This is a genomic window from Novosphingobium lindaniclasticum LE124 (genome assembly GCF_000445125.1).
Taxonomy (GTDB): Bacteria; Pseudomonadota; Alphaproteobacteria; order Sphingomonadales; family Sphingomonadaceae; genus Novosphingobium; species Novosphingobium lindaniclasticum.
In genome coordinates, this window is sequence record NZ_ATHL01000102.1 from 1 (window position 1) to 18,743 (window position 18,743).

Annotated in this window: 10 protein-coding genes; 8 read left to right on the forward strand and 2 right to left on the reverse strand. The window is 63.4% G+C overall.

All coding sequences use genetic code 11. The annotated features are described in order from the left end of the window. The 7 genes from L284_RS40390 to L284_RS40420 form a co-directional block, all read left to right on the forward strand. A partial coding sequence (locus tag L284_RS40390) for a family 1 glycosylhydrolase (protein WP_021235081.1) occupies positions 1–601 on the forward strand: 601 nt, incomplete at its 5' end. Between the two features lie 90 nt (positions 602–691). Beyond that, positions 692–2,257, forward strand: coding sequence for a GH39 family glycosyl hydrolase (locus tag L284_RS40395; RefSeq protein ID WP_021235082.1), 1,566 nt, complete (start codon positions 692–694; stop codon positions 2,255–2,257). Positions 2,258–2,267: 10 nt separating this feature from the next. Beyond that, on the forward strand, positions 2,268–3,911 hold the full coding sequence (locus L284_RS40400) for a family 43 glycosylhydrolase (protein ID WP_021235083.1): 1,644 nt from the start codon (positions 2,268–2,270) through the stop codon (positions 3,909–3,911). A gap of 625 nt (positions 3,912–4,536) precedes the next feature. Beyond that, positions 4,537–7,422 carry a TonB-dependent receptor gene (locus L284_RS40405; RefSeq protein ID WP_081674067.1) on the forward strand — a complete coding sequence of 962 codons (2,886 nt, stop codon included), beginning with the start codon at positions 4,537–4,539 and terminating at the stop codon, positions 7,420–7,422. A 133-nt stretch (positions 7,423–7,555) separates the two neighbouring features. After that, positions 7,556–9,814, forward strand: coding sequence for a hypothetical protein (locus L284_RS40410; RefSeq protein WP_160172139.1), 2,259 nt, complete (start codon positions 7,556–7,558; stop codon positions 9,812–9,814). After that, positions 9,814–11,454 carry a DUF5597 domain-containing protein gene (locus L284_RS40415; RefSeq protein WP_031342717.1) on the forward strand — a complete coding sequence of 547 codons (1,641 nt, stop codon included), beginning with the start codon at positions 9,814–9,816 and terminating at the stop codon, positions 11,452–11,454. Before L284_RS40410 ends, L284_RS40415 begins: the two co-directional genes overlap by 1 nt. A 70-nt stretch (positions 11,455–11,524) precedes the next feature. After that, positions 11,525–13,171 carry a DUF5597 domain-containing protein gene (locus tag L284_RS40420; RefSeq protein WP_031342718.1) on the forward strand — a complete coding sequence of 549 codons (1,647 nt, stop codon included), beginning with the start codon at positions 11,525–11,527 and terminating at the stop codon, positions 13,169–13,171. Between the two features lie 655 nt (positions 13,172–13,826). On the opposite strand, the gene L284_RS40425 is transcribed toward L284_RS40420, so the two are convergent. Further along, positions 13,827–14,915, reverse strand: a complete 1,089-nt coding sequence (locus tag L284_RS40425) for an IS5 family transposase (protein WP_031342720.1) — start codon at positions 14,913–14,915, stop codon at positions 13,827–13,829. Positions 14,916–15,012: 97 nt separating this feature from the next. After that, positions 15,013–17,139: a tyrosine-type recombinase/integrase gene (locus L284_RS46945; protein WP_021235089.1), complete on the reverse strand. Its 2,127-nt coding sequence runs from the start codon at positions 17,137–17,139 to the stop codon at positions 15,013–15,015. Positions 17,140–17,785: 646 nt separating this feature from the next. Here L284_RS46945 and L284_RS47550 point away from each other — a divergent pair. Next, positions 17,786–18,726 (forward strand): IS630 family transposase gene (locus L284_RS47550; RefSeq protein ID WP_235054464.1). Its coding sequence is split into 2 segments (ribosomal slippage): positions 17,786–18,131 and positions 18,131–18,726, totalling 942 coding nucleotides; the frame shifts between segments, so codons are not numbered across the junction. The last annotated feature ends 17 nt before the right edge of the window (positions 18,727–18,743 follow it).

An 18,743-nucleotide genomic window follows, 5' to 3' on the forward strand; every position in this document is an offset into this window, starting at 1 on the left:
CGCCATGTTCCTCACCGCGATCATGGAAGGCCGCTACATCGACAGCTACCTGGCCGCGCAAGGCAAGGACGCGCCCAAGGTGCAGGCCGGCGACATGAAGGCGATCGGCAGCGCGCTCGATTTCGTATCGCTCAACGTCTACACCGCGAACACCGTGCGTGCCGCCGACACGGCCAGCGGCTACGAGATTCTGCCGCACCTCGCCAACTCGCCGCGCATGGCATCCCCCTGGCTCTACATGTGCCCCGAAGCGCTCTACTGGTCGATCCGCACCGTCAGCGAGCTGTGGAAGCCGAAGAAGCTCTACATCTCCGAGAACGGCTGCTCGGCCGACGATCCGGTGGCCAAGGATGGCAAGGTCTACGATGCCGACCGCGTGACGTACTTGCGCAACTACATCAGCCACCTGCACCGCGCGGTCCGCGAAGGCTTCCCCATCGAAGGCTACTTCCTATGGAGCCTGATGGACAACTTCGAGTGGGAAGATGGCTACACCAAGCTTTTCGGCATCCACCATGTCGACTTCAAGACCCAGAAGCGAACCCCCAAGCTCAGCGCCGACTGGTACCGCGAACTCATCCGCACCAACCGAATGGTATGACGGTTCCGCCCGGCGCAAGCCGGGCGGCCATGCCGCATCCGAGACAGAAATAACCGCGCTCACGGGAAAGCGCGAAGAACAGGGGTAGAGATGCGAAAGATCGAACTATTGGCCGCAGCGCTTGCGGTTTCCGCGCAGCCCGCCTTGGCAGCCGAGGCCAGCAGCGAGCGTGAGATCCGTATCGACGTGACCGCGCCGACCGGCCCTGTGGACCGCTTCTACGATCTTTCGGTCGGCTCCGACTTCCCGGGAACGCTGATCCGGCAGGATAGCCAGGAGCAGCTCAAGCTCGCCGCCGACGAACTCGGCTTTCGCTACATCCGGTTTCACGACATCTTCCACGATGTGCTAGGCACCGTGCGCAAGGTGGACGGCAAAATCGTCTACGACTGGACCAAGCTGGACCAACTCTACGATGGCCTGCTTGCCAAGCGGATAAAGCCTTTCGTGGAACTGGGCTGGACACCGGCGGTAATGCGGACTTCGGACCAGCAGTTGTTCTACTGGAAGGGCAATACCTCGCATCCCGATCCGGCGATGTGGCGGGATCTCATCAACGCGTTCATCACCCATGTGCGCGATCGCTATGGCGTGGAAGAAGTGCGCAGCTGGTACTTCGAGCTGTGGAACGAGCCCAACCTCGACGGATTTTGGGAGAAGGCCGACCAGAAGGCCTATTTCGATCTCTACGCCAACACGGCCACCGCCATCAAGGCGATCGACCCCGCCCTGCGCGTCGGCGGTCCTGCCACGGCGGGCGCGGCCTGGGTCCCTGAATTCCTCAAGTTCGCATCGGACCACAAGCTGCCGGTCGATTTCGTGGCGACCCACACTTACGGTGTCGACGGGGGATTCCTGGACGAGCAGGGCAAGCAGGACACCAAGCTCTCTCCCTCGCCCGATGCCGTGGTCGGCAACGTGCGCAAGGTTCGCGGCGAGATCGAGGCCTCGGCATTCCCCGGCATTCCGCTGTTCTTTACGGAGTGGAGCACCAGCTACACCCCGCGCGACTTCGTTCACGACAGCTATATCAGCGCACCCTACATCCTCAGCAAGCTGAAGGCGACGCAGGGCCTGGCGCAAGGGATGAGCTACTGGGCCTATACCGACCTGTTCGAGGAACCCGGCCCGCCCCCGACCCCGTTCCACGGCGGTTTCGGCCTGATGAACAAGGACGGCATCCGCAAACCGGCCTGGTTCGCCTACAAGTATCTCAACGCGGTCAAGGGCCAGGCCCTGCCTACCGGTGACGGGCAGGCGATGGCGGCCATCGACGGCAAGCGCATTTCCGCACTGGTCTGGGATTTCCAGCAGCCCGTGCAGAACCTCAGCAACAAACCGTTTTACACCCGCCAGGTGCCGGCGACCCAAAGCCGGACGGTCCGGTTCCAGTTCCAGCATGTGCCTAAGGGCAACTACCGCGTTCAGGTCCGCAAGACGGGCTATCGCCTGAACGACCCGCTCTCGTCCTACATCGACATGGGCATGCCCGCCTCGCTCAACACCGATCAGTTCGCGCAGCTTCAGCGCGAAACGGCCGATAAGCCCCAGCAGGACGAGCTGGTACGCGTGGGCAAGGATGGCGTAGCCTCGGTGGAAGTGCCGATGCGCAGCAACGACGTGGCGCTCGTCACGCTCGAACCCGCAGGCAAGTGAGGGCCGCAGGATGAGCATCACCCGACGCACGATGTTCCAGGGGGCTCTCGCCGGGGCGGCCGTACCGTCTCTGGCGCCGTCCCTTGCCAACGCCCTGGCGACCGGTAACGCCGCTGCCGCCCCGCGGTGGGGCGTCGGCGCGGAAGGGCAGCGCAAGGCCGATCTCGGCAACGGGTACTATCGCAACCCGATCATCTCGGGCGACCATGCGGACCCGACGATCCTGAAGGACGGCGACGTCTACTACATGACGCACTCGTCTTTCGATTCCTATCCGGGGCTGGTGATCTGGCGCTCGACCGATCTGGTGAACTGGGCGCCGGTCGGCCCCGCATTGCACCGCAATCTCGGCACGATCTGGGCGGTTGACCTGGTCAAGCACGAGGGACGCTACTTCATCTACATCCCCGCCGACCCCAAGGGGGAAGGCTGGTCGATCTTCGCGATCTGGGCTGACGATATCGCCGGGCCCTGGAGCGAACCCGTCGATCTCGGGATCAGCGGCTGCATCGATCCCGGCCACATCATGGGCGAGGACGGCAAGCGCTATCTCTTCACCAACGGCATCCGCAAGATCCGTCTGACCGACGACGGCCTGGCTACCGACGGGCCGCTGGAAAAGGCCTACGATCCCTGGCGATACCCCGACGACTGGGTGGTGGAGAATTTCGCGCCCGAAGGACCGAAGCTGCTGCGCAAGGGAGACTGGTTCTACCTCGTCACCGCGATCGGCGGCACGGCCGGTCCGGTGACCGGGCATATGGTGATCGCGGCGCGCTCGCGCTCGATCCACGGGCCGTGGGAACATTGCCCGCGCAATCCGCTGGTGCGCACGGTCAGCGTCGACGAACCCTGGTGGTCGCGCGGCCATGCGACGCTGGTCGAAGGCCCGGCCGGGGACTGGTGGATGGTCTATCACGGCTACGAGAACGGCATGAGGACGCTGGGCCGCCAGACTTTGCTTGAGCCTATCGAATGGACCCCGGATGGCTGGTTCCGTGCCAAGGGGGGCGATCTTTCCCTGCCGCTTCCCAAACCAAAGGGCGGCAGGCAAAGCGTCTCGGCGCCGGGGCTGTCGGACGATTTCTCCCGCAACCGTTTCGGAATCCAATGGAGCTTCCATGCGCCCGGGCGCGGCGAGGCGGAGCGGGCGCGCTACGAAGCGGGCGGGCTTGTGATCGCAGGCCACGGCAGTTCCCCGGCCGATTCCTCGCCGCTCACCTGCCTGGCGGGGGATCGCAGCTATGCGGCGGAAGTCTCCATCGACCTTGTGGGCGATGGCGAGGCGGGAATACTGCTGTTCTACAACCACAAGGCTTTCGTGGGACTTGGCTTCACGCCCGAAAAGCTCAAGATCTACGAATATTCCGAAGAACTGCCTTGGGCAGCCGTGACCCACCAGGGGCGAAGCCTGCGCTTGCGCGTCACCAACGACGAAAACGTGGTGACATGGCATTACTCCTACGATGAAGGTCGCACCTGGCAGCGCCACGGCACCCGCATGGAAGTGTCGGGCATTCATCACAATGTTTTCGGAGGGTTCCTGAGCCTCCGCTTCGGCATTTACGTGACGGGCAGCGCAAAGGCCAAGCTGCGCGACTTCCGTTATCGAGCCTCGATCCCCGCTCACATCGCCCCTACTCACCACGGTTGACCGCCACTCGGCGAGTGGCGGCTACGCGGCGCACCGTTCCTATCCTCCTCCTAAGGGGCGGTGCGCCGTTACTCCGGCGCTTCTGGCCGGATGACATGGGGGAGAGCGCAAAAAGGCCATCCAGCATTTGTCGGCGTGGGGTCATGCCAAAGCGTAGCCGGCGACGCTTTACGGTAGGCCTATCCGAACCGTTTCTTTCGCGAATCGTATGAATACTTCCCCCTGCAAACGATCTTTGCTGAGCGAGGAGTGAAAGCGCTATCACAATCATTGGCGCTGCTTTGCAATCGATGAGGCACGGAGAAAGCGGTGGCTTACGTGCTCCAAAGGAGTGTCAGCAACGATGAGGTGCGAGTGCAGAGCTTGTTCTATCACCAAAAAAAGGCGTTAGAAAACAAGGAAGTATGGGACTTACATGGATACGCGATGCCCGGTATGCGTATCGCTTTTGCAACACTTCGAAGCTGTAAAAGAACGGATGATCCGATTTTTGGTACCGCTCCCATAAACCGCTTGACGACACTAATCTGTCAGACTAAGCGATTTGCCAGAATAATAGTCGCAGCAACGACATAGTAGGCGGGAGGTAGCGATTGGCCCTTCCGCATGAATTCAGGAGGGGAACATGCCTAAATTCCGTCTTTACGCCCGTGCGAGCATGATCAGCGTCGCCATGATGTCTGTGGCTTGCGGAGGGCAGGCTTTCGCGCAGAGCGACGAAGGCGCCTCGCAGGGCAGCGCTGAGACCGACGCGATCGTCGTCACCGGCCGCCGCGCGGCGCTCGAATCTGCCGAGAACCGCAAGAAGAACGCGATCACGATAGTCGATTCGGTCGTCGCCGACGACGCCGGTAAATTGCCGGACAATTCGATCACGGAAGTGCTCCAGCGCGTTCCCGGCGTTACCATCGTGCGTTTTGCTGCGATCAACGACCCGGACCACTATTCGGTCGAAGGCTCGGGCATTCAGATCCGCGGTCTTTCCGGCGTCGCATCGCGCCTCAACGGCCGCGAGATATTCAGCGCGAACGCAGGTCGTTCGCTGCTGTGGGGTGACGTTACGCCCGAACTGATGCAGGCGGTGGACGTCTACAAGTCCTCCTCCGCCGACCAGATCGAGGGCGGCACCGGCGGTTCGGTCGATCTGCGCACCAAGCTTCCGTTCGACTTCAGCGAAGGCCTGCACTTCGCGGGAAGCGGGGATCTCAGCTTCGGCGATCTTGCCACCAAGACCGACTATTCGGTTTCGGGCCTGGTCGCCGGCAAGTGGCAAACGGGCATCGGCGAAATCGGCTTCGTCCTTGACGCTGCCTATAGCCAGCTCACCTCGGTTTCGCAGTTCGTGCGCATGGAGCCCATGTTCCGCACCCGCATCCAGGGGAACGACTACTTCATCCCCGGCGGCTATACTTATGGCCAGGAAGACTTCCAGCGCAAGCGTGACGGTCTTTACGGCGCACTGCAGTGGGCGCCCAGCAACGACCTGACCTTTACCGGCGTATTCTTCCAGTCGCGCTATCGCAGCACGTCCGACGAATTCGGCTCTTTCGTCACGTCGCAGAATCTGGCGGTCGATCCCAGCCAGAGCACGTTCGACGATTTTGGCGGCCTGATTTCGTCGCCGGCGGTGTTCCAGCGCGACAACGCCACGTTCCTGCCCAGCGGTGCTCCCATCACCACCGGTGGCACCACGGGTGCCTGGAACAGCCGCACCAAGACGCAGGACATCTCCGGCTCGGTCAAGTGGAACCCCGGCGGCGGCCCGCTCACGGTCGATGCGGCTTACCAGCACATCACCTCCTCCTCCAAGATGCACCGCATGACCGTGTTCCGCACGGTGGACTTCCCGACCAGCTTCGGTCTCGATCTCGGCGGAAAGCTGCCCGCGATCAGCGTGGATCCGGCCTTCGTGCCCTCGTTGCTGGACCCGGCCAACTACGACTGGCAGGCCGCCATGCCGCATGACGAGGATAACCGCGGGAAGCTGGACTCGGCGCAGCTCGACCTGACTTACGCTACCGGTGACGGCTTCCTGAAGTCGATCAAGGCCGGCGGCCGCTGGGCCAAGCGTACCGAGCGCGACCTCAACAACGGCTATGCCTGGGCGGCGCTCGGGCAGGAGTGGAACGGCTATCCGATCATCCCGTTCTCGCAAAGCCGGCCGGGTGATATCCAGCTCTATACCTTCAAGAACTTCTTCCATGGCGGCGTGTCTCTGCCAGCCAGCCAGTACTTCCCGGATGTCGATTTCGCGCGGAACGTGGGCGTGGACGAAATCCACGACATCTACGGTGGCACTGCGGGCCGTCCGGAAGGCTTCGTCCTGCCGAACGATCGCACCGACTACAGCACCAAGACGCTCGCAGGCTACGTCATGGCCAACTTCGGTACGGAGTGGGACCAGGCTTCGATCACCGGCAACGTCGGTGCCCGCGTGGTCAACGTGAAGAACGCCAGCTCCGGCTACTTCCAGCAGAACACGGCCCAGTTCGTGCGCAACGGCGTGATCTACAGCCTGTCGGATGCGGCGCAGGTGCGCAGCGGCGGTGCCGAATTCACGCGTGTCCTGCCAGCGGTGAACGTCACCTATTCGCCGATCGAGCCCGTCAAGATCCGCGCCGCCTACAACATCACCATGGACAACCAGTCGTTCAACTCGCTGCGCGCCTCGGGCAGCCTTGGCGTCCAGACCACCGGGCAGGGCAGCCCGCCGGACTTTGCGAACTACACGACGACCTCGGGCGATCCCACGCTGAAGCCGACGATGTCGAACAACTTCGACCTTTCGGCGGAATGGTACCCCAGCGCCGGCACCAGCCTCCACGTGGCGGCGTTCTACAAGCGGATCACCGATTCCGTAGTATTCGGATCGACCCAGCGCGTCGAAACCGTGCAGTTCACGGACGGCACCTCCGAACAGGCCACCGTCACCACCAACGAAGCGCGCACGGCGGACAAGGCGGCCACGGTCAAGGGCTTCGAGGCGGGCGGTCGCCTGTTCCTCGACAGGCTGCCGGGCTGGTTCTCGGGCATCGGCTTCGAGGCGAACTACACCTTCCTCGACAGCAAGAACCCGGGCGACGTCTACTACGACATCGATGGCGTGGCGCATAACGACGTACCGCTACAGGGTCTTTCGAAGCACAACGTGAACCTGGCGTTCCTCTACGAACACAATCCGTTCTCGCTGCGGGTCGCCTATAGCTGGCGTTCGAAGTACCTCCAGTCGACCAATGCCAACGGCACCAACCAGAGCTACAACTTCTTCACCGCGCCGAACCAGAGCACCAACATCGCCACCAATCTGCCGATCTACGGTGCCGATTACGGTACGCTCGATGCCGGTATCACGGTTCGGGTGAACGAGAACCTCAGCGTTCAGCTGCAGGGTACCAATATCCTGAACGCCACCCAGAAGACGCTGATGGGCGGCTATCCGGGCGGCCTCTACGGGCGCAGCTGGTTCCAGAGCGATCGCCGCTATCGCATGGGCGTGAACGTCACGTTCTGAGGTCTTCGGGGCAGGCGGGCCGCAATGTCCCGCCTGCCCCGAATTCGTGAAGAAGGTATTCCCCTATGGAATTGGTAGCGCTATCGTAGGGGCTGCTAATGGTGCGATGCCAACGAACATGAGGGAAGAGGCCGTGGGTATTGCAGGGGCTGGTCGCGTGCTGGGCGCGCTTGCGGTGGCAGCCGTCGCCCCGGCCATGATGGCGATTGCGGCGGCCCCCGTTGCCGCGCAGGAGCAGTCGTCTTCCACTGCATACGATTGGGCCAACGTTCGCGTGGGCGGCGGCGGGTTCGCTCCCGGTATCGTGTTCAGCACGCTGGAGCCCGGCCTTGCCTACTTGCGCACGGACATGGGCGGGGCCTACCGCTGGGACGCACAGAAACGGCGCTGGGTGCCGCTTCAAGACGGTGTCTCCGAAGGCAGTTACATGGGGATCGAGAGCATCGCCGCCGATCCGGTGGATCCAGGCACGGTGTACCTGGCCGCCGGCATGGGCGCGCGTTTGCCCGCTGCGATTTTCCGTTCCACCGATCGCGGCAATCACTGGCAGGTGACGCCCGCGCCGTTCGCGATGGGCGGCAATGAGGATGGACGCGGCCTGGGCGAGCGGCTGGCGGTAGACCCTTCCGACAACCGCAGGCTGTTCTTCGGCTCCCGCCATCAGGGCTTATGGTCCAGCGCTGATGCGGGGGCGCACTGGCAGCAGGTGGCCGGGTTCCCCCTCAAGGGCCTTGGGCTGCCGACCGTACGGCGGCAGACCCACGGCGGTCTTTCCTTCGTCGTTTTCGATCCCGCAAGGAAGGGCCGGATCTTCGTGGGCAACGCCGATCCGGCAGGCGCGCGGCTGTACCGTTCGGATGACGGAGGGGCGACCTGGATGGCGCTTCCGGGCGGTCCGGATGCCCGCCTGCTGGCGGCTAAGGCCGTGCTCGGGCGCGACGGGATGCTGACGATGACGGTCAACGACGGGATCGGGCCCAACGGTATCACGCGCGGCGAAGTCTGGCGGCTGGATACGGCGAATGGTGGCTGGAGCGACGTGACGCCGCTAAAGGGTGCCGATGCGCCGGAGGGTGGCTACATGGGCGTTTCCGTCTCGGCCCGCGACCCGAAGATGATCACTGTCAGCACGGTTGACCGTCGTCGACCGGTCGATACCGTCTGGCTCAGCCGTGACGGGGGTCGGCAGTGGGAGGAACTCTGGCCTCGATCCACGCGCGATGTGGCGGAGAGCCCGTTCCTCGATTTCGACGGCAAGGCGAACTTCGGCCACTGGATCGCTGGACTGGCAATCGATCCGTTTCAGCCGGACCATGCCGCCTATGTTACGGGCGCCACCGTCTACGAAACGCAGGACTTCGACAAGCCCGGCCCGATGCGCTGGCGACCCTGGACGCGCGGCATCGAACAGACCGCCGTCATCACGCTGACCAGCCCTACCGGCGGTGCGCATCTGGTCTCCGGTTTCGGCGACATCGGCGGGTTCCGGCATGACGACTTCGCGGTGTCGCCGCCGCGCATCCACCTTCGGCCATTCCTGACCAACACCAATACGATCGATTACGCGGGCCGCGCGCCGCTGGTCATGGTGCGCAGCGGCAATACCCACGCGCGCACCGTGCCGGACACCTCGCTGGCGTGGTCAGCGGATGGCGGCGGGTCGTGGAGCGGGCTTCACGTTCCGGCATGCGCGCCGCGCGCGGACGGCTCACTTTGTCCGGAAGCAACGGGGGATGCCGCCATTACGGTGTCGGCGGACGGCACCGCCTTTCTCGTCGAAACGGATGCGCCGCAGATCTCGCGTGACCGGGGCGCGACGTGGCAGCGAGTTTCCGGCCTTCCTTCGCGGGTGCGGGTGACGGCGGACAAGCAGGATCCCAGGCGCTTCTACGCGGTCGATTTCGCGGCAGGGCATATCGTGCGCAGCGACGACGGCGGCGCCAGTTTCCGGCAGATTGCGGGGAGGGGGCTTCCCGCAGACCTGACGCCGTTGCGTTCCGCCAACCGGGAAGATCCGGCCCCCATTCTGGCGCAGCCGGATCGCGCGGGTGCCTTGTGGCTTGCTCTGGGCGGCGCCTTGTGGCGCTCCAGCGATTTCGGCGAAAGCTGGCGACGTACCGGGCAGGCCATCCGCGTCGACCGGTTCGGCCTTGGCAAAGGCGCGCCCGGCTCCGCGGAGCCGGCCCTCTACGCCCTGGGGACCAAGGACGGTCTCCGTGCGATCTGGCGCTCCGTCGACGGGGGGACGCAGTGGACGCGGATCAATGACGATCAGCATCAGTGGGGCCTGCGTATCCGCATGGTCTCGGGCGATCCGCGCCTGTTCGGCCGGGTCTATGTGGCAACCGACGGGCGGGGGCTGATAACCGGCGACCCGGCCAAGGGGGAATGATGAAGAAACTGAAAGCTATCGCACCGCTTATCCCGGCATTCGCACTGGCTTTCGCCATGGCAGGTGCTGCCGCGGCCCAGACGGCGACGCCGATCCCCCGCATCGAGAGCCGCGACGGACGCCATGCCCTGATCGTCGATGGCGCCCCGTTCGTGATGCTGGCAGGGCAGGTCAACAACTCCAGCAACTATGCCGAGCCGCTGAAGGCGGCCTGGCCAGTGCTCGATGCGATGAACGCCAATACCGTGGAGGTCCCGATCGCCTGGGAGCAGGTGGAGCCGGTCGAAGGGCGGTTCGATTTCACGTTCCTTCAGGAGCTGCTCGATCAGGCGCGCGCCCATGACAAGCGGGTGGTGCTGCTGTGGTTCGGAACCTGGAAGAACACCAGCCCGGCCTATACCCCGGCCTGGGTCAAGCTCGACAACGCGCGCTTCCCCCGCATGAAGGACCAGCAAGGCAAGGATCATGGCGTCCTCACGCCCTTGTCCAAGGCCACCATGGAGGCCGATCGCCGTGCTTTCGTGAAGGTCATGGAGTACTTGCGTGACCATGACCGGCAGAACACCGTCATCATGGTCCAACCGGAGAACGAAACCGGATCCTACCGCGTTCCGCGCGATTTCTCCGCCGAGGGCAACCGTCTGTTCGCGCAGCAGATTCCCGCGACGCTGGCGCGCAAGCTGGGCAAGTCCGGCACCTGGGAACAGGCCTTCGGCAAGCAGGCGCCGCGCGCGTTCAATACCTGGTACGTCGCCAGCTTCGTGGATGCCCTGGCGAAAGCGGGCAAGGCGGTGAAGGCATTGCCGATGTACGTCAACGCCTCGCTCGCCGGGCCCTCGAACGTGCCAGATCCCACCGGCGTCGCCAGTGGCGGCCCGCAGTGGGACGTGCTCGATATCTGGAAGGCCGCAGCCCCGGCGATCGACTTCGCCGCGCCAGACATCTACGACCGCGACAGCGGCAACGTGATCCAGTATCTCGACAAGTATACCCGGCCCGACAATCCGCTGATGGTGCCCGAGATCGGCAACGCCCGCGAGTTTGCCCGCTTTTTCTGGCCCACGATCGGGCGCGGCGGCATCGGCTTTGCGCCCTTCGGAATGGATGGCACCGGCTACTTCAACTATCCGCTGGGGGCCAAGGAACTCGACAAGCAGACCCTGGCCGCCTTTGCGCTACCCTATGCTGCCGTGGGTTCGATCATGCGCGATTGGGCGCGCATCGCCGCTACCCGTCCGACCTGGGGCGCCGCGAAGCCGGATGACGGCAGCGTGCAGTCGGTCACGTTGGGCGCCTGGAAGATCACGGCGGACTGGGGCCAGTGGCAGTTCGGCATGAAGGACTGGACCTGGATCAAGGCCGATCCGACACCCTGGGGCGCCGAACCGGTCGGCGGCGTTGCCGTGGCTCAGCTTTCCGATACGGAATATCTGGTGATGGGCGACCATGTGCGGGTCAGCTTCTCGGCAGCCAACGGGCGTGAGGACGGCACCATCGTCTCGATCGAGGAAGGCACGTTCCGGGACGGCAAGTGGGTCATGTCGCGCGTGTGGAACGGGGACCAGACGGACTACGGGATCAACCTTATCGACCGGCCACAGGTGTTGAAGGTCACCACCGGCTTCCATTCCCGCAAATAACTCCAAAGCGCCCCTTCCAGGCTCGGTGGGGGGCAGCAGACTGGTGCAAGACAAGGGGTTCATGCCGGTGATGAAGACGGAACGGTCGAGGGGTCGCGTGAAGGGCCTGCGCAGTATCTTTGCGATCGCGCTCTCGGCGCTGCTGGCCATTGCTTCCGGGGCTCAGGCCGAGACCCCGCGCATTGCGGAGAAGAACGGGCGCCACGCGCTGATGGTCGACGGGGCGCCGTATTTGATCCTGGGAGCGCAGATCAACAACTCCAGCGCCTGGCCCGACGCCTTGCCGCGCGTCTGGCCGGCGATGGATGCGCTCGGCGTCAACACGGTAGAGATTCCGGTCGGCTGGGAGCAGATCGAGCCGCAAGAGGGCCGGTTCGATTTCACCGTGGTCGATACCCTGCTGGAGCAGGCGCGGGCCAGGAAACTGAGGCTTGTCCTGCTGTGGTTCGCCACCTGGAAGAACACCAATCCGCAATATGCGCCGCGCTGGGTCAAGCTGGATAACCACCGCTTCCCCCGCATGGTTCGCCCGGACGGTACCCTGCATTACGCGCTTTCGCCTTTCGGAACCGAGACGCTCAAGGCTGATGGCAAGGCTTTTGCGACGCTCCTGCGCCATCTGCGCGAAGCGGACCCGCGGAACACCGTCATCATGGTGCAGGTGCAGAACGAACCCGGCTCCTACGGCTTGCCGCGCGACCACTCCCCCGCCGCCGATGCCGCCTTCGCCGCGCCGGTGCCCGCAGCGCTGCAGAAACGGATGAAGAAGCCGGCGGGAAGCTGGACCGCGCTGTTCGGCCGCGATGCGGATCTCTATTTCCACGCCTGGCACGTTGCCCGCTATATCGATACGGTTGCTGCTGCGGGCAAAGCCGAGAAGCCACTGCCGATGTACGCCAATGCGGCGCTGCCGGGCGATCCATTCACATGGCAGGATGCCAAAACCTACGCCAGCGGCGGCCCGGCCAATACCGTCATCGACGTCTACAAGGCTGCGGCACCTCATCTTGATATCGTCGCGCCGGACATCTACAATCCCGCGCACAAGGCCTATGTCGGGTTTCTCGACGCCTACGACAGGCCGGACAACGCGCTGTTCGTGCCTGAAACCGGCCACGCCAAGGAATATGCGCGCTACTTCTTCGAGGCCGTGGGGCGGGGCGCCATCGGCTGGTCGCCGTTCGGAATCGACTACACCCGCTACTTGCCGGTCTTTCCTGCGACGCCGAAACTGGAAGGTGAGCCCCTGGTTCCCTTCGCGGCCAACTACACGCTGTTCAAGCCTTTCGCGAGGCTTTGGGCAAAGCTCGCCTTCGAGGGTGAGACCTGGGGCGCCGCCGAGCCGGAAGACCCGGCGGACGAACACAGACGAGTGCTGAAGCTTGGGCGATATGTCGCCCAGGTCAGCTTCGGTCGGAGCGATTTCGGCGACGGGCCGCCCAAGGGCAACGCCTACCCGAGCGGCGGCGTCGCCATCGCGCGCATCGGACCTGACGAGTACCTCGTGACCGGCTATTTCGCTCGGGTGGAATTCGCGCTCGCCGATCCGTCCCTTGGCAACATCATCATCGACCGCGTGGAAGAGGGCAGTTACGACGCGAAGGAGAACTGGAAGTTCTCACGCGTCTGGAACGGCGATCAGGTGGATTGGGGGCTGAACTTTACCGGTGCCTCCCAGATACTCAAAGTGAAACTGGCAACATATCCTAAGCGGTGAGAGCGACGGATGTTCGTTACGGCCTGATGCAGCCACCCTAACCCGCTACACAAACAGAAGCTGGCGGTCATCTTGGCCGATCCGTGGATCAACCTGGCCGACTGTGTCTGCGTAGCTTCTCGGCGAGGTCGGAGTTATTCATCGTCGTGTTCTCCTGAATTTATGCCAAGACTTTCCAGTCGGCATAACGCTTATGAAAGGCTGAGGCGTCAATCCTGGCCGTTCAGCATCACCTTCGTCTCGGTGAACGGATGGCGGCTTTCAGGGCGCCGAAATAAGGGGGCGAACGACCGCTATGTCGGCGGGATCTGACATCAACGCCCTGAACCAGGTATGTCCGCTATCCTCCTGTCGCCGCTCCAAACCGGACTGAGCAGGATGTCCCATGATCGGTCGGTCAGGCTGCAGGAGAAGCCGATTAAATCGTTGAAGGTTTTAAGCACCACGCCGGTATGTCCAGTGGGCGAATCAATCGGCTTGGATACAGGCTCGGTCACCAAGTTGCCGTTCTGAACGCAAACTGGACACCTCGAAGAACCGTCTGCTTTCGGCATGATGGCAAGGTGAAGGCGCGCGGGCGAATTGGGAGCGTCAGTTTTTGGGGCTGATCCGCTGATTTCCGTAACGGATCCGAGAGCACAGGCCGTTTTCGGCATCATGCGGGCGCAATTCGCCCCTCGAGCCAGGCCAGTCGCTGGAAATTATAGGCGAGATTCGCCATCCCAACCTTGATGCGGGCGCGAGCGATGCCGATGGTGCGCACCACGAGGCCCATGCGGTGCTTTTGCCCGGCGAAGACGTGTTCGACGGCGGAGCGAACCACCGACCGCTTCGCATTTGCTCGTGCAATACGCTCGGGCATCGCTCGGCGGTGCGGCTTGCGCTGGTGGATGTGGCTGGTGAACATGCCCTTGGCCAGGAACGCCTCGTTCTTCTTTGATCGGTAGGCCGTATCGGCCCAGACGCCCGAGGCGGTGTTATCTGGACTGATCAATACCGGCAGCCTTGCGCCATCATGGGCATTGGCGGCACTGGCATCCCAGGTGCGGATCAAGCCATGTGCGCGATCGATCCCTATGTGGTTTTTGTAGCCGAACATGGGGATGGCAAGATCGATCGGCTTGAAGGCCTTGGGGGGCGCGCCTTCCTTGACCTTCGCCTTGGTGTACCTGACGCTCCAGCGGGCATCGCGATCCTTTTGCCGGATCTTCGCAGGGTTATCCTTCCAGCGCTCGGGTATCCGGCCCTCCTTGATGGCCGCCTTCTCCTCCTCGGTGTTCCGCTGCTTCGGGGCTGGCACCACGGTGGCGTCGATGATCTGCCCGCCCATGGCGAGGTAGCCCCGGTCGGTCAGCGCGGCATCGAAACGGGCAAATAGCCTGTCGATCGCCTTGGCCTTCACCAGACGCTCCCGGAACAGCCACACTGTCGTCGCATCGGGCACCGTGCCATCCAGGCCAAGCCCAAGAAAACGCTGGAAAGAGAGGCGATCTTTGATCTGGAACTCGGTGGCTTCGTCCGAAAGCGAGTAGAGCGCCTGGAGCACGAGGATCTTGAACATGAGGACCGGATCAAACGGCGGGCGGCCACCCTTGCCGCGAGGGCTACGGCGCAGCGCCGCTACCAGCGGTCCCCGGAAAACCTCGAAGTCCACCACTGCCGCCAGACGCTCCAGCGGATCGCCCGCCGCGCTCAATGCCTCATATCGGTCCGAAAGATCGAAGAAACCCGGCTGCCCTGCCATCATCGCCTCCACCATCGCGCAAAGGCAGTGAATCACTTCACGCCGTCAGACGCCACGAGTTTTTCGAGATGTCCAACTTCGAGCTCCTTGTTGCTGTTCAGCCGGTAGGGGAGGCTGGGCGGTTCAGGCGAGACAGGTTCCCGCTCTCGCGACGTTTGCCGCTAGTCGCACGCTGGGCTGGTGTGACGGGAGCGTTTGGCATCGACCGGCGGCAGCGACCCGTCATGTCCTTGTCGGTTGGCGAGACGGGCGAGGGCGGCGTTGCCCTTATCCAGTGATCCTTGCAGAGCGTTAGCGGAGCCGGTTGAAGGTGGGCGGTAACAATCGGAATTTTGTTCACGACCTTTTGGAGTTTCAGCAGCGCGGAAGCCTTCGAGTAACGATCGGCCATCGCGTTCGGCCCCGCATGACCAAGCAGGTCACTCCGATTCTCCTCGAAGACTTCAGCGTCCTTCAATTCCGTTGATACCAGATGCCGGAACGCATGCATCGCTTGCCCGGGCTTCAGAAATGCCAGCTGCCGGGCCAGGGCTCGCCAGAAGCGTTTGTAGTAAACATCGCCCATTGTCTGGCCTGGCGAGCCTGGAACGAGATCGGGAAACAGCAGGCGTTGTCCGTCGCGCTGCATGGCGACCACGTATCCCAAGAACCCAAGTCTGATGAGTTCATCGGCGATCGGGATCAACCTTTTCGAACGCGGGGTCTTGACCCGGCCCGTTTCGGTTGCGTCGATGCGCAGGTAAGGAATGACGTCCTCGACGTCGATGTCGGCCAGCATAAGCTTGGCGAGTTCGTTGCGGCGTCCGCCGGTATAGTGCGCCAAAAGCGGGAGCCAATAGGCGGCGTCATGGACGATCCGCTCACCCGACCGGTTGCGCCGCGCGAGGTTGTCGAAGCCCGTCCAGGTCGGGAGCTGGAACAACGTGCGGGCCTGATCGGCGGTGAAGGCGTCACGCTGTTCGCGGCTGTCGCTCGCCTCATCGATAATGAAGTCGGACCAGTCCAACTCGGGCATTTGCGGCACGCGCTTCTTCACCCACTCGCATAATGCCCGCAAAAAGCGAAAATGACGATTCGTGGTTTGGGGCATAAGCCCGATAGCCTCCGCCGACAGCGTGCCAGCGGCGACCATAGCTTCTGCTTCGCTAGCGATCTCTTCGAGCGACATCGCCTCATGCCGCGCCGTCTTGTGATGGCTGCGTGCTGGGAGCCGGTCGAGCAGGGCGGCGAAGTGATCGAGGTCGGACTGTGAAAGTTGCCAGATCGGCCCTGGGCAAGCCTTGTCGAGGAGCATCACCGCGCTTTCGAATTGGCGCAGCGTCTTAGGATCCCAGGTATGGCGCGCCTTTTTTAGTTTGGGCGCGGCGCCGCCGCCCGCTTTGGGCTGTCCGGCAATGAAGCGCTGGCCGGCTTGCAGGACGGTAACCCGCGCCCAATCGGCGGATGGTTGATCCGCGGGCGGCTCTGTCCGGCGCCGCGCAGCGCCTGCGCGACCGCGAACCGGCACACCGCGTTCGGGCAGGGCAGGTTGATAAGCGGGCAGCGGATTGTCCGCATTTTTCTCGGGCCGGCTTGATCCACGGGGTTGATCGATCGTGGAAGGCTGGTTGGTGAGCGCTAGCACGTACCCGCTGGCGGGCGAGAGCAGGCGCTGGCGAAACTCCGCGATACCGGCGATTCGCGCCTCATGGATGATCTTCAGCATGGCCTGGCGCATGGCGGTGCCATCCTTCAGAGCGAATTGAGCGATCGCGCTGTCAACCTCGGCATCCCACAGCGCGATAGTCTGCGAGTTCAGGATGAGCCCCTCGGCCGCAAGCTTTTCGGTCAATGCCGCATTCGGCATGCCGCCGCTTACCACGGCACGCGAAAAGCGTTCGACGCCGTTGAACACCGTCTCGACTTGCGTTTCCGGATCAACGTCGTGGGGCACCGACCGCACGATCTCGTGATGCAATGCCTCGAGGTGATCGCGCTCGGCGAGCAGACGCCGGCGAAAAATTTCGCAGCGCTGCGCGAAAGCAAGAGGCGGGTCGGCGCGGTCGAGCCCGCGCTGCAGGAAGTCTGCAGCACTGGAGAGGTGGGCCGCGCGCGATCTCGCCACTTCGAGTCTCCTCGTCAGCAAGCTCAGGGCTATACGATATTTCCGGCCGTCGGACCAGCGGACCTGCCGCCGGTAATAGTAAACGGCGCCGCGGCGGAACAGCTGGGAGCAGGTGTGCATGGGGAATGTCCCCTTTCGTGGCTACACGCGGCGGCTACTTGCCGAAATCCGCGCTCTGCCGCACTCCTATATCAAGGACTTATCCTAACCTGGCTGGGGCGGCAGGAGTCGCAGCCGGTATAGGACCGGGCCTAAGCTGCTGAATTTTGGTGCCGCAGCTCGGCTTTCCGAGTCGCAGCATACACCTCGTGGCTACGCTGAACAACGCTTGGGCACTGAGGCAATCGCACGGTGCCGTTACCGTTCACCGTCATAGCCCAGGTCTTGTTCCTCCAGTGGACAGTGTCGGGCACTCGCATGACAAGGCCTTGGCCAAACGATCGACTTGGCTCCACAAGGCGTAGGTAATCTGGCGCCGGCGCTCCTGGTGAGTGCTTCGGCCGTCAAAATGCCTCCCTTTGGCCCACTGGTACACCGAGCATCGCCTGTTCGATCCCCTCGGCTACATGCTGGCCGCCGAGGCAGGGGCAAATTACTGTACAGCCCTCGAGACCCTCGATATGGCTGCCTGAGGCAAGCCGGATAGCCCCCGGAAAGACCGGGACGCTTCATTAGAGCGGTTTTCGACCGTTCTGAATCGGTCTGGGATTCCCTTCGGGCGCGATTTCTGATTCAGAATCCGTGCTGGTGAAGGAGGCCGGCATGGATGGCTCTTTCGATGGATTTGCGCACTCGGCTGTTGGCAGCGGTGGACAGTGGATCGAGTTGCCGTGCTGCGGCGGCCCGGTTCGGTGTTGCACCATCAACGGCGGTCCGTTGGCGGGCACAGCAGCGCGAGACGGGTGACATTGCCCCAAAGCCGCGCGGCGGGGATATGCGCTCGCGGCGGGTGGAAGAGCGGGCAGCGGACATTCTGGCCATTTGGGAGGAGCGTAGGGACATCACCCTCGAAGAACTACGTCTGGCGCTTGCGGACAAGGGCATGGCCGTTTCCGTGGCCGGGCTACATCGCTTTTTTGTTCGCCGTGGCCTGACGCGCAAAAAAAGACAGGCCATGCGATAGAGCAAGATCGACCAGACGTCCTGAAACAGCGTCAGGACTGGTTCGAGGGGCAACTCGATCTCGAACCGGAGCGCCTGGTCTTCATCGACGAAACCTGGACCGCCACCAACATGACCCGCAGCCACGGTCGTTGCCCGAAAGGCGAGCGGTTGCGGATGGGCTTCCCGCACGGCCACCGCAAGACCACCACCCTGGTCGCTGGCCTGCGCATGACCGGCATGGTCGCGCCTATGGTGCTCGATGGACCGATCAACGGCGACTGGTTCGAAGCCTACGTCGCTCAGGTCCTCGTCCCGGAACTGCGGCCCGGCGACGTCGTCATCATGGACAACCTATCGAGCCACAAGCGCGCATCGGTGCAAGTGCTCATCGAGGCCGCAGGCGCAACCCTGCGCTTTCTCCCGCCCTACAGCCCCGACTTCAACCCGATCGAGAAAGCGTTCTCCCGCCTCAAGGCCATGCTCCGCAAAGCGGGCGAGCGAACGGTCAGCGGCCTGTGGAGCTTGATCGGCAAACTCGTCGATATCTTCCAGCCTCAGGAATGCGCCAACTACTTCAGATCGTGCGGCTATGAACCAGAATGATCGAAAACCGCTCTAGG

Bases quoted from the DNA above. Each gene is read 5' to 3' on its own strand.
- L284_RS40395 (WP_021235082.1), top strand. From the start codon at position 692: ATGCGAAAGATCGAACTATTGGCCGCAGCGCTTGCGGTTTCCGCGCAG.
- L284_RS40400 (WP_021235083.1), top strand. From the start codon at position 2,268: ATGAGCATCACCCGACGCACGATGTTCCAGGGGGCTCTCGCCGGGGCG.
- L284_RS40405 (WP_081674067.1), top strand. From the start codon at position 4,537: ATGCCTAAATTCCGTCTTTACGCCCGTGCGAGCATGATCAGCGTCGCC.
- L284_RS40415 (WP_031342717.1), top strand. From the start codon at position 9,814: ATGAAGAAACTGAAAGCTATCGCACCGCTTATCCCGGCATTCGCACTG.
- L284_RS40420 (WP_031342718.1), top strand. From the start codon at position 11,525: ATGAAGACGGAACGGTCGAGGGGTCGCGTGAAGGGCCTGCGCAGTATC.
- L284_RS40425 (WP_031342720.1), bottom strand. From the start codon at position 14,915: ATGGCAGGGCAGCCGGGTTTCTTCGATCTTTCGGACCGATATGAGGCA.
- L284_RS46945 (WP_021235089.1), bottom strand. From the start codon at position 17,139: ATGCACACCTGCTCCCAGCTGTTCCGCCGCGGCGCCGTTTACTATTAC.